Origin of the sequence: Winogradskyella ludwigii (assembly GCF_013403985.1) — a bacterium.
Classification (GTDB): domain Bacteria; phylum Bacteroidota; class Bacteroidia; order Flavobacteriales; family Flavobacteriaceae; genus Winogradskyella; species Winogradskyella ludwigii.
In genome coordinates, this window is record NZ_JABFDF010000003.1 from 366,196 (window position 1) to 380,553 (window position 14,358).

Annotated in this window: 3 protein-coding genes; all 3 read right to left on the reverse strand. The window is 34.1% G+C overall.

Annotated elements, in window-relative coordinates; translation table 11 throughout:
• Positions 1-38: 38 nt before the first annotated feature.
• Positions 39-4,895, reverse strand: coding sequence for a PQQ-dependent sugar dehydrogenase (locus HM981_RS09915; protein ID WP_179338625.1), 4,857 nt, complete (start codon positions 4,893-4,895; stop codon positions 39-41).
• A 209-nt stretch (positions 4,896-5,104) separates the two neighbouring features.
• Positions 5,105-6,088 (reverse strand): PorP/SprF family type IX secretion system membrane protein, encoded by a 984-nt coding sequence (locus HM981_RS09920; protein WP_179338626.1) that lies wholly within the window; start codon positions 6,086-6,088, stop codon positions 5,105-5,107.
• Positions 6,089-6,116: 28 nt separating this feature from the next.
• Positions 6,117-14,330 carry a T9SS type B sorting domain-containing protein gene (locus HM981_RS09925; RefSeq protein ID WP_179338627.1) on the reverse strand — a complete coding sequence of 2,738 codons (8,214 nt, stop codon included), beginning with the start codon at positions 14,328-14,330 and terminating at the stop codon, positions 6,117-6,119.
• Between the last annotated feature and the right edge of the window lie 28 nt (positions 14,331-14,358).

A 14,358-nucleotide genomic window follows, 5' to 3' on the forward strand; every position in this document is an offset into this window, starting at 1 on the left:
TAGGTTTTGCGCTTTCTTACAAAAATAGGGTACTGTAATTATTTAATAATTAATTTTTGAATGCGTTTGTTTTCATAAACGGTTTCTAATTCTACGATGTAAATTCCGGTATTTAGATGACTCACATTAATAATTTGTTTTATAGAATTAAAATCTAAATTTTTAGTTAGAATAACACGGCCATGAAGATCATACAGTTTGAATGCTGTTTGCTTTTCTAGTTGACCTGTTATTTCAATAGTTTGCTGTAAATGATTAGATAAAATACGTAAAGTATCTAAAGATGAATTATTTATATTAAGTATATTATCTTGAAACCTAAGATAAAAACGACCAACACCAGATAGATTGTTATCTGCAGTAAATGTATAATTATTGGTAGTCAGTAATGTGTACGTATTATTTAAAGTATCCTCCAAATAAACATCTATAGTATTATGCAAATCAGATTCTAGAATACTAATGGTTAATTCTTGACCTTGATTTGCATGAATTCCTAAAGCTAAGTTTGTATCTGTCATTGCTATTTCACTCAGTGCTTGAATCATAATTGGAACACCTAAATTATCTTCGACTAAATGTGAATACATAGAAAATTCTGGTGGATTTCCTGTGTAAAGTGCAGCATCGTAACCAGGATCTAAACCTGCTGTTGCGTTATTATTAAAATAGACATCTGTATAGAATTCTGAATCTACGGCTTGTGCTTTCAGTTTTATATGACCAGATTGCGTAGAAGATTCTCGCCCTAATATAAAATCGTCAGAAGAACCACCTGTTCTCATTTGAGGTGTGAATGTTATAGATCCTCCGCCAGATTTACTTTTTACGAAGAAACCTTGACCTGGCGCAATTAATTCTCCTGCGGTTAAGTTATTTAATACGGTCCAACCATTAGAACTGTCTCCGTCAAAACCATAAATAGCTTGGTAAACACCACCATTTAATTGCGTTTTATTAAGTGCAAAAAAAGTGTCAAAATCTATATATGAAGTATATGGATTACCGATTAAATTCCATCCATCAAAATTAGAACCTGATGTCGTAATAGTTTTTGCTACTGCATTCGTTTCCATTTCACCAAAGAATGTAAATGTTGTGCCTTGTGAAAGATCTTCTGCACTTTCTCTAGCCGTTCTAAAGCCAATACCAGATTCTATGTCTGTAGCTGCATTTAAATCTGTAGAATATATAAGATAGGCACCAGACGTTTCATCAAAAGGTCCAAATAATTTTTGAAGCGTATTATTTGGGTTTTCATAAATATTAGGATTATCTAATGCAAAAGCACCAAAAGATTGGCCTTTAACAGGAGCAGATACTAAATCGTTTCCTGTAGAACCGCTTTGTTGAGCATTGACGTGTCTCTTATAACTGATGTTTCCTGTACTCGTTCCTTCAACAATTAAACTCGAGTACTTATTAGAAACTGAATTTAAGATAACGTCTCCTAAAACCGTTAGATTTCCGGTTACAGTTAAACTACCACCTTCTAATATTTCTAAAGTTCCAATTGCTGGGACTGTATAATCTGAATTTATAATTAGAGTTTCGTCTACACCTACAAGAAGATCTGTACAATTCTCTGGAGCAGTAAATACGGTTTGAGTACTTAAATAGAGTGTTTTATATCCATCACTAAACTCGGCTTCAACTTCAACATCTAATCCGTCAGATATTAAGCCTGTTAAGTTAATTGTTTGAGGACTTGTTGTTATTGGAAAGCTCTGACCATTAACAACTAAACTACCTGTTTCAGGAGGATTAATATAGGTTACAATTAAATCTTGAGCGTAGGTGTTATCATTAGTATCACAAGCGGATTGTTGCAGTCCAGCTAATACATTCACTATTTTAGTTGGGTTGTCATTAGGAATAAATTGCACTAAAGTCGCTTTTGTAGGTTGTGTATTGGTTTCATCTGGCTTATTTCTTGTTTTTCCACCTCGAGCTCTTAAATGTATACTTTTAACATCATGAATAGCATCACTATACAACACTACTTTTACGGCTTCTGCATAAATTGGAACTTGACTAGATCCTCCCCATTCATAAATACCATCATTTATCCAACCACCAATACCGCTGTCTAAAGTAATCCAATTTCCTTCTCTAAGATAGCTAACACGCCAGTTCGTATATTGTTGTGGTTGTCCATCGTAAGAACCACCAATAGTAATATAATTAACGAATTTAGGACTTGGCCAATCTACACTCCAAAAGAAACCATTGGTTTCTGTTAATAAACCTGAGTTGTATTGGTAAGGCACACCATATTCTGCATAATTAGTATACACTTTATAATCTCCGATTAAGGGATCATAAACAATATCTAATGGAGTTCCTCTACCAGATTGCCCATTAGGTCCAACAGATCCATCAAGCTCTGCAGAAGGTAAAAGAGCCAAATTACTTAAGGGATTTGGGTTGTTTGTTATATCTGTTGTATTGGTATCTAATTGATTAATCCAATCTTCTATGAGATCTACAGCAGGTTGGTCTATAGTCAATTTAGCCAAAGGAGGCATCATGATAGTTTGATCTACACTGTTCATTTTATGATATAATATAGACTTAGAAGCATCACCTGGAAATATTATTTTTTCGTTAGGATCAATACCTAGAGGATTTAAAATACCTGCATTTAATAATTGAGTAGCTTCTAAACTATTGAATACTCGTAAATCAAAATTAGTTCTGTTGTTATTATCAAGTCTGTGACAATAAGCACAATTTAAGTCTAGATATGATCTTGCACGTTCATCTAAAGTAGCCGCAGGATCACTCATAGGTTTATTGGCGACTAAATTTGGTGTGTCAGTATCAGAAATAGATTGATTAAGAATATTTAAATGGCTTAAAGTAACTAATTGGTTTGCTACTTGACCATTTATAGCATCGTGAGTAGCGTAGTCGTAATCTGTATTTAAATACCTGGTTTTTAAACCTAAAACACCTTTGTTTGCATCATTATGACACGTTGTACATTCTGAATGAGAAGGGAAATGCCATGTTTGAGTCCGTGTTCCTCCTGAATTGTTAGTCGAAATACTAACCGATTCATTTAAGCTCGTGGTTTGCAAAACCGCATCTGTTTGTGCATCATTCCAATTATAAGTTAAGAAATACCAACCTCCATTTTGATCTGCAATAGAAAAACGTGTTTCAATTTTCTTAGTTATGGAAGGATCGTTATCATCGATTTGTAAATCGAATTGTTTTATAATTACAGTTCCAGGAGGAAATTCCCAATCTCCATATTCAGAATATTGTATTTGTTCATTTGTACCACTATGAACGCCGTCTGTATTTGGTACAGCAATCCAACGTTTTTTTAAAGCACCATCTGACCAAAACGATTCGTATAATTCGTAAGGTACAATGCCATCAATAACATCTAAAGTTGATAAATTAGAAAAAACCTGAGTATCAGATAATAATTGAGGCATATTATTAAAATCGTCATCAATACTCTCAATAATTTTGTATATATGCTGATTTGAACCATAAGATAGGAGGTAAAGTTCACCATCATTGTCTTCTCCAAATGAAATTACATTACTTAAGGTTGCAACTTGTTCATAAGCTCCAGAGTTTATATTTACAGAAAAAATTTCATCACCACCACCATAATCTGCACACAAATATTTTCCGTAAAGTTCAGGTATAGCTGAACCGCGATAAACAAATCCACCAGCAAGCGCATTAGCATCTGCACGAGCAAAAGCTGTTAAAGGTTCTTCGTGTGGCATATTATTTAATAACGAAGCACAGTTAGTTCCACGAGAATTAAATCCTTCGTATTGTGGCCAACCATAATTAGATCCTTTTTTTAAGATATTAACTTCTTCATGTGTGTTTAAACCAACGTCTCCAATATAAAAATCACCTGTTGCTTTATCTTTGGTCATTCTAAAGGGATTTCTCAATCCTATACTATAATATTCTTCGTAAGTTGCTCCCGTTGGACTTAAAAACGGATTGTCATTAGGTATCCAATATTCTACACCAGAAATCTCACCAGGGAAACCGACACCAGGATTTTGTTTTTTTCTAATTGGAGCATGACTTTTTGTTGGGTCTTTATCTACATCTAATCGAAGAGCTCCACCAGAAAGATTATCTGTAATATTTTGAGCGCGTCTCCATGACGCTTGATCTCCAATAGTTAGGTATAAAAAACCATCATTTCCAAAATCCATTCCACCTCCATAATGCGTTGTTCCATACATTCTAATTTTTAGAATATTTGTACTAGTCAATGGATCAATAGTCATGTTTATCGGATCGATTTCATAGCGTTCTAGAACTAAATAATTACCTTGATATTCGTTTCTGTCTTCACTCCATGAACAACCTTGACCTGTATGTGATCCTACAGGTGGTCTATTTAATCCCTCACCGTTTTTAGTCGTATAATAAACATACATGTAGTTTTTAGGATTTACAGCAGCATCAAAATCGGGATGTAATGTTAACCCTAGAAATCCACCATCATGAACAATTCCTACCTGGCCAGTAAGATCTAGTAATAAGTTTTTGGTTACAGTAGTTTCATCATCATCAAACCAATAAATTTCACCATCGAGCTGACCAAGAATAATTTTATCTTGTTGCGGCACCATTCTAAAAGTAATAGGTGAGAAAAATGTTAAATTAGGATAAGCAATCCTATGAGAAATGGCAAATTCAATATTGCCTTCAACTGGAAAAACAGAATTTGCATATGGACCAATTGTACCTGGTGAGGTTAAACCAGAACCCGTAAAGTAGGGTAGTGCTCCAAATAATAAGAAGGAAGCTAAAATTATAAATGTCGTTCTAAACTGAAACGATTTGGATGTAATCAATTGAGAAATATTCCCAATAGAATTCTTGTTAAATATAATTTTCATTTTCAAAGTGTATGATTAATAGCACGTTGAAAATACTAAAATATTGATGATCGCGTCAAATAGTTCGTTGTAAAGAGATTAAAACCGTTTAAGACTAAGTATTAGGTTATGAGAGTATTAGGCTTGTTAATTTAAAATTAGGATTGATAAATGTTATATTTGAAGTTACTGTTTTATAATTGGTAATAAACACTTCAATTTATAAATAATTATCTATAATAACTTTGACTCGTACCTTTAGTACATGCACAATTACTAGCGCTTTGTAGAAGATCTAATCCAATGGTTACCATATGTGTTCCTGAATTATAACCAGATAAATCATTCATCGTTATTTGGTATGAATAAGCAAAAAAGAACTTATTAAACGTAATACCAGCCATTGGTCCTAAATTTAATGGCTTCATAAATTGATCGTTAAGAAAACGGTAAGATCCACCAACAAAATAATAATCTCCTCTTCTGTTAAATTTTCGGTATTTAAAATTAACATCTGTACTAGAACGTTGGTCACTAGCAAACATTTGATAAAATACAGAAGGTTCAAACTCTACATCTTTCTTGTTTTTATTCTTAATAACAACTCCTGTATATATTTGATAGTTTAAAAGTTGACTTGGTTCAATAGCCGTATAAGAATCAATATCTTTTCCTAATATGTTATTGGCATTAAAACTTAAATAAAAGGCTTTCCATCTGTATAATAATCCTGCATCAAAATTATTGTTAGATTGAGATTTATCATCTGTAATATATGGATCAATAATTGGCGTGTCATATGTAGTATTAAAATCTTCTATGCCAATTCTAAAGCTATTAATATTGTAAGACAAACCAAAAGATAAAAATTGCTTAGACTTATAATCTAAAGTTATATGATGCGCAAAAGAGAACTTTACACCTTTTTGATACGTGTTTCCGTTTTTATCGTTGTAAGCTGTAACGCCTATACCAGAACGATTAGACATTCTAAAATCTACATATAGGGATTGGTTATCTGGTGCATCTTTTATGCCAACCCACTGTGTTAATCCGTTAGCTCTAATTTTTAAATTATCTCCAATTCCGGCGTAGGTAGGAGAAATTACAAAGTCGTTATCTGCCAAGTATTGTGTAAATACTGGAAGATTTAATTCTTGGCCGTAGCTTTGAGCGAAGACCAGAAATAGAATATATAGGGAAATTTTTTTCATAATTTTATCTTTCTAGGATTCTCTGCGTTTATCTATATAATGTAAAGTGTCCAACAAATTCTTTATCGTTCACTGGATCATTAGTTTTTACTACAAACCAATAATCTCCTGTAGGTAAATCTTTGTCATGGTATCTACCATCCCAAGTTTCACCAACGCGATAGGTAGCAATTTTACGACCATAGCGATCAAAAATATCGAAGGTTAGATTTGGGTAATTTTCTGTACATCCTGGTGCCCAAGTATCAAATTCACCATCGTCATTAGGCGTAAACCAATTAGCAATACAAAGGTCTTGAAACTCTAATTCTATTTGTATTGTTGCAAAACAACCACTACTGTCCGTTGCCGTTATAGTATATAATCCAGATTCTGTTATAATGAAAGTGTTTTCATTTCCGTTATCCTCATCATTAATCGTGTACTGATAGTTACCAGCACCACCGGATGCGTTAGCGATATATTCATTTAATCCACCTTCACCTAATGTTAATGTCACAGGGTCGTAGGCTTCTATATCAAAGAAGTCTGTTTGCTGAATACAAGAATTAGAGTGTTGCACTTCTATATAGTGGTCCGTGCCTACAGGTACATTATAGAAGATATTACTTTGCTGAAAAGCACCTCCATTTAATGAATAATCAAGTTGAGTTAAATCTTCAATTGAAGCATCTACGGTTACAGTAACCACATTGCCTTGTGTATTATTATCACAAATAGTTTCTATGATAAGTTCTGGTAGAATAGTAACTGATTCTGGGAATGTAATATTCCATTCAGTTTCACATCCTTTAGAATCAGTAACAAATACAACATGATCACCTCCTCCTAAATTTGTAAAATCAAATTCAGTTTGTGTTGCACCTCCTGTTTCATAGGTCCCATTATAATCATCTAAACTCACGCTATATGGAAGTGCACCTCCTGAAACAACGATACTAAATTCGCCATCTGTAACTCCAGAACACACTGCTGGAAATAAAGAATCTGCAACAATATTTACGAGAACAGGAATAGGCTCAATAATATCGAAATTGAACGTTAAATAACAACCCAACTCATCTTGTATAATAATATCATAAGTTCCAGGTTCTAAATTTTCAAAGATGTTAGATTCAAAGAACTGATTTAATTGTGGTGAGATAGCATATTTAATAATACCAGTACCTCCTGAGGCCGTAATTTCAACTGACCCATTATTTATTCCTGGACAGCTTATATTATTAACTATAATTGAAGCATCAAGCGGAGCATCTGGCTCAGTAATACTTACTGTAGCAGACGTTGCATTACAATCTCCACTTTCTACGAGTACAACATAATCTCCAGCAAAAAGTTCTGTAAAATAACCAGGACTATTTTCTGTAGCAGTAACAGGGTTGCCTAAATTATCTTGTAACGTGTAAGTGTAATTTCCTAATCCGCCTATAGCAGTAGCTAAAACAGATCCGTTATTATCACCAGCACAATTAATTGTTGGGTTTGTAGACTCTAAAGTAACTTCTAAAGTTACTAATGGATCTACAGTGATTTCATTAGACACATTAGTAATACAATCATTAGCATCCTTAACATAATAAGAATACGTTCCATCAGAAACACTGAATGTTGTAGAGTTTGTAAAAGTTCCTATAATTGGAGTAAATGAAGGATTATCACTATAAGAATACAACCCTGTGCCTCCAGTTGCACTTAACGTTAACGTCGACTCAGTTAAACAAGTTTGAGTTGTTGTTCTTACTAAACTCGCTACAATTGGATCTGGTTCCGTAATTACAATATTTAATGAAGTTGATTCACAATCATAACCATCTGTTATTCTAATAAAATAAGTTCCAGGTCCTAGATTTTCAAATACATTAGAAGTTTGTGGTCCAGAAACACTAGGCGTTGGTAACACTGTATTTAGTGTATATGTGTAATTTGTACCTTGACCACCTGTAACATTTGTTATTGTAATACTTGCATCCTGATCTCCAAAACAAGATAATACAGTGGCACTTGGAGTAAATGTAGCAGATATTGGTGTAGGTGTTGCTAGTGTTATGGTTTCTGAAACAATACAACCTCCAGCATCTCTAACATTTATAGTGTAAGATCCGGCAGACAATGCAGTGAAAGATCCATTTGAAGAATAAACAACAGTAGCATCTCCAGTTAATTCATATTCGTAATCTCCCCAACCACCAGTTGCAACTGCTGTAATGGTACCTTCATTATTATTACAAGTTACATTTGAAGTTTCCGAAACGTTAAGCGCCAATGCATCTAAAGGAGATACCATAGTAACACTTGCTGTTGCAGTACAAAAAGGAACATCAGTTTCCGTGATTACTACAGAAAATGTTCCAGCTGACAATCCTGTTACAGTTATAGGGTTAGTAGATGTGTTGGCATTAATAGCTCCTATTATTGAAGTTCCTAAACTATCAAACACTTCATAAGTATAAGATCCCGTATAATTGGCAATATTAATTTCGAATGATCCAGAATTATCACCGAAACATGTCATTTCAGATGGAGTCAATGTTATTAATGGTGTTACAGCTTCTTGTAAAACAATAGTTACATCTTCAGAACACAATGTTACAGTATCTGTAACAGTAACCGTATACGTTCCAGATGGAACTCCAGAAAATATATTTCCAGTTAAACTAATTGAAGCGGTATTTGGTGCAATGGTATAAGCATAAGAACCAGATCCTCCAGAAGCTGTGATTGTAATTTCACCGTCATCATCGTTACAAGTTGGTAACACTGTAACTTCTGGTGTTACTACAATTGGTGCAACGATATCTAATGAAACCGTATTTCCACAACCATTAAAATCTTGAATAGCTATAGTATGAGTTCCAGAATATAAATTTGAAAGTGTAAAAGGAAACGTTTGTGTTTGAAATGCTCCACCATTAATACTTACCGTATAAGGTGGCGTTCCAGCAGTATCTAAATTAACAACTATTTCATATGCACCTTCTGCAACCGTACATTGATTTGTTGTAATTGCTGAAATAACAGGAGTGGCATCCATAGTAACAACTTGAACAGGACTTGTTACCACACAATTATAAGCATCCGTTACATGAACGTAATAACTACCAGCATCTACATTAAACGTACTTGAAGAATCCCAAGACGAATCCGTTATAAGTGGAGCAGTAGCTGAAGTCGTAATTTGATATTCATAAGGAGGTGTTCCGTTTGAAGCAATTGCACTAATAACACCTGAGTTGGCATTACAATTCGCATTCTGATCAATTGAAACAGCCAACTCTAAAAGAAAAGCAGATTCAGTAATATTAAAAGGAATGGTTACAACACCACAGCCTGCATTTGCACCAGACGTTTCAATAATAGACACAAAATAATTACCAAAAGGTAAAGGTCCTAAATCTGTAACGTTTAATGAGCCGTTTGCTGGCACTAATCCAGATCCTATTATAGATGTTGAAGTTAAACTTAATGAATCAAAAATTTCATAGGTTACATTAACAGCACTTGAGTAAACACTATTTACAGTAAAGGAAACAGTTCCATCGTCACTTCCTGTACAAGTGATATTATTAGCACTAACAGCTGTTGCTGATAAAGTTGAATTTGTTGGAATAGGAACTGTTGAAGGTTCATAATAACTACAATTTGTAGATTGATCATAAACAATAAACGTATAAAGTACTCCTGGTGTTAAACCTGTAAATGTTGCTAATTGACCGCCTGGTACATCTTCAGGTATCCAAGTTCCTGTAGGATAAACCGTTGATGTTCCTTCATAAATACTAAAGAAAAAAGGACCAGCACTTGCTAATGAAGAGCCTATGCTAACTTCTACAGTTCCACCTGTAGAACAATCTACAGCTGCAATAACATCAATGTCTAAATCTGTAGGAGGTGAAGCAACTAATACATCTTGAATCAAAATTGAACATCCATTAGCATCTACAACATTAATTTGATACAGTCCAAAATCAACGACATCAAAACTAACAGACGTAGATCCAGCATTATTAAGTTCAGAGTTTGAATATCCATTAGTTCCTGTTACAAAATAATTATAAGGAGGTGTTCCGCCAGCAACCGAGTTTACAATAACCGATCCTTGTGAAACTCCTAAAGTACCACATGTAATATCAACAGCTGTATGATCTACAACAATAGGATCTGGTTCATCTATTGTTACTGTTTCAGTTGCTGTACAAAGCTTAGAATCTGTAATAGTTACTGTATATGTTCCTGCAGGTAAACTAGACGTTTGTGTTCCAAAATCCGTTCCTGCAGTATCATTGTTTACGTTAATTACAAAAGGAGGTGTTCCTACTGTTGTATCTATAGTAACATCAATAGATCCATTAGTATCTCCATTACATAAAATAGGTTGCGTTTGTGTTACTAAGCTCAACGCTGGTAATGATAATGGATTAACTGTAATCAGTGATGATTGTGCAGAACAACCATTTGCATCTGTAATTTCAAACTGATACGTTCCTGCACTTGACGTGTTATAAGTAAAAGGTGTTCCTGTAGATCCTAAAGCTGTGTAAGTAGCTCCGTCAATTGATACAGCATACGTGTAAGGTGCAGGCCCCGAAATAGTTCCTGTTATTATGGCATCTGGTGAAGTTGTACAATTTAAATCTTCTGTTAAAACAATATTTAAAGTTGGAGTAGGGATTGGGTCAATTGTATAAGATTCACTGTAAGTACAATCGTTTTCATCTTTTACTTGAAATGTGTATGTTCCAGGTTCTAATCCTGAAAAAGATGTTGATGTTTGATATGTTGTCGCTGCTGAAGCAGGAGCCGTAATTTGATACTCTAATATTCCTGATCCTCCTGTAGTTCCTGTGATTGAAATTGTAGAAGTATTCGTTGGACATGTTACTGGCGAATTACCAAAAGTTAAATCTGTTGGTGGATTTAACTGTTCAATTGTAATTTGATTCATTGCAGAAGAACATCCACTAGCATCTCTAACTAAAACAGTATATAATCCTGCAGATAAATTAGTGAAACTATTACTATTCTGAAAAGTAACACCATCTATACTGTACATGTATGGTGCATCTCCTCCTGAAACTCCTGTTACCGTAATTGTTCCTTCAGAGTCACATGTTAGAGGCGTTGTTAAATCTGCCGTTCCAACAATCGCTGTAGCCGAATTAATAGTTACAGTTTGCGGACTTGTTTCACAAACATCAGAACCAGACGTATATTGAAGAATAACGTTGTAATTACCAACGGTTAATCCTGTAAACACATTTGAATTAGAGAATGTAGTTCCGCCATCAATACTATAGGTAATGCTATTTCCATTAGCATTTGTTACATTTATGGTTAATGCTCCTGCATTATTAGAATCTGCACAAGCAATATCTGTAACAGCAACATTAAATTCTGGTTGAGGTATAGCACCAACAGTTATACTTGTATCTGCACTACAATTATTAGAATCAATAACAGTGATATCATAAGTTCCAGCAGTTGTTACTACATATTCTGGAATCGTTTGAAAGTCTGTTGTACTATTAATGTAATAGTAATATGGAGGTGTTCCACCTACAGGGTAAATTGTAATTTCACCATCAGAACATGTTAAAGGGCTTGTTATTGCTGCTGTAACAGTAAGAATGGGTGGTTCTGTAATTGTAATATTCTCAGTGTATGTACAACCGTTTTCAGATGTAATAGTTGCCGTATAAGTTCCTGGATTTAAATTTTGAAACGTATGTGTATTATCAACTGTTGGTCCAACACTATTAACTAAAGTAGCACCTTGAGAAAGTGAAAATGAATATTGTGGATCTGCATCATTTGCAGCCAAATAAATAGTGCCTTTGTCTCCATGACAAAAAGGTTGTGTTATAATTGAAGACCCTGTAAATTCTCTATCTCTAATTTGAATGTCTGGCACAGTAAATACACATGGATTTGAAACCACTCCATCTTGTCTTACATAAATGGTATAAAAACCTGCAGTATCGACAGAAAATATTGGACTAGATTGAAAATTAACATTATCAATACTGTATTCATAACCAGAAGGCACGCCGTTTACTGTTATACTTCCATCAGAAGTACAAATAATATCAGTAGCAGTAACAGTAGGACTCAATAAGTTTTGATAAACATTGAAATAAAATTGAACAAAACATCCACCAGGATAATTAATAGTAATACGATACTGTCCTGAGGTATTCGCTAAAAAACTAGATCCATTTTGTACTTCATTCCAAGTACAAGATCCGTTTTCATTTGCACAATCAGAATCTGTAACAGCAGAACAACTAGACTCATCTAATTGTTCCCAAATTACTGAAGTGGAATCAGATATATTTGTTTCAATTAATCTTGAATCGTTAGCACCACATAAGAATATATTAGGTAATAATTTTCCATCATTAGGACAAGTAACTACTTCATCTGCATAAGCAAGTACTGGATTTGTAGTGTTAGAACCAAAAAGTTCAACATCAAATTCTTGAATAATAGATTGACATGGTGCAACTGCTGTATTAAAAGAGTAGTAGGTACCAGTTCCTGTAACTGTTATTGTTTGTGTAGTTCCTATTACTGGACTTCCTGTTGAGCTAGTAGACCAAGCATAAGAATCATAACCGTTTGCAGCGGTAAGATCTACACTATCGCCACAAAGAACAATCTCTTCTGAGAATGTACAGTTTAAATCGGCTAAAAAGTTGGTCGCTTCTGGAGATATTAGACATCCTGTATTACTACTTAAACTTGGGTCATCTGTAATTCCGAAATTAGGATTGTAAAAACCATTATAAGATGCATAGGCTTGATTACTAATAATATTAGAACATGCATCTACTAAAAGGCTACATGATTCTACAACTTCTACTTCAATTCTAATTTCATAAACTGGGTCATTTTCTTCAACTAAAGAATCGTCTATAGCAAAAATAATTTCTCTTGTTGCTTCAGTATAACTAACCACAGTAACACCTGCAGGTAATACTAAATCCGTTGGATAGTTAAATATAATGTTAATAGGAAGTATATCTCTAACTCTAAAATTAGTAGCATTATCGTTTCCTGTATTTTGAAAACCAATCACATAATTTAAGGAAGACCCTAAACCTACCGATTGATCTCCAATATTATTTCCAGAATCATCTTCAACAATTTTAGTAAGTACAATATTAGGTTCTATAATTTCTACTGCAAATGCAAAGAAATATGGAAAATAAGTATCACCACTTGTTTGTAGACTAATGTTACCTGAAGTGGCATCGTTGGCAATAACTGAATTTCCTGGATTTGGTATGGCAATAACACCTGTGTCAAACCCTAAGGTATTTGTACTATTTGGAACTCTATCATTTACTGGAGTTGCATCTAATTGTGTTACTGAACTATTAAAGAAATTTGCTACTGGACGATCTGCAGTAGATAAACTTACTCCGTTTAATCTTAAGCGATCACCCAAAATTGGACTATCACCTTCTAAAGTAGCAAAGGCAAAGTTTGCTCTTACTGGAGCAGGAGCAGGAACCGTTCTAAATCCATCGACAGGAATATCTAATGTAGGATTGCCACCTGCAATACTAATAGCACTAAAACCATCAAAACTAGTAATTGATTTCCCTGGTAAAGTAGGATCTTCATACACAATAAACAAAGACCAACCAGCAGATTGACCTGTACCATTATAAGGACTGTAAGACGCAGTACGACCTTCAGCTGAAGAGACATTGGCAATAGTATAGGTTCCTAAATCTACACCAGAACCATAACTTGTAACAATAGACGTAACATCTGCAAAACAAGCATAAGAAAAACTATCTCCACCATCTACAGTATTTGTACCAGCCTCATAAATAACTGAACCTTGAATATCATTGTAGCCACCAATTGGGCCTTTAAATTTTACATCTGTTATTGGTTCACTTCCTGGATTTACAGCGCCCCAATATAATCCAGCATATATTATTTTATAACAATTAGGATTTTCGATATCTAGATCTGCGCTCGAAGAACTAAAGGTTGAGCCGTCACTATCAATATCAATGTAGGTCATGTCTACTTGATGATTGTAAACCGAGTTGTTGTTAAACGCATCATTATTTGGCCCAAGAATATTATTCCCAATAAGAACAATATCACCTTTTAAGTCTTCATTAAATCTTGGAACAAAAGGTTCATAGTTTTGTGCAAATCCTTTTAATCCAAAGATGATAAATAGGATAATTACGACTAGTCTAGAAAAAGTAGGTTTTTTCATGATATTTTATTTTATTTCTTTAGGTTCT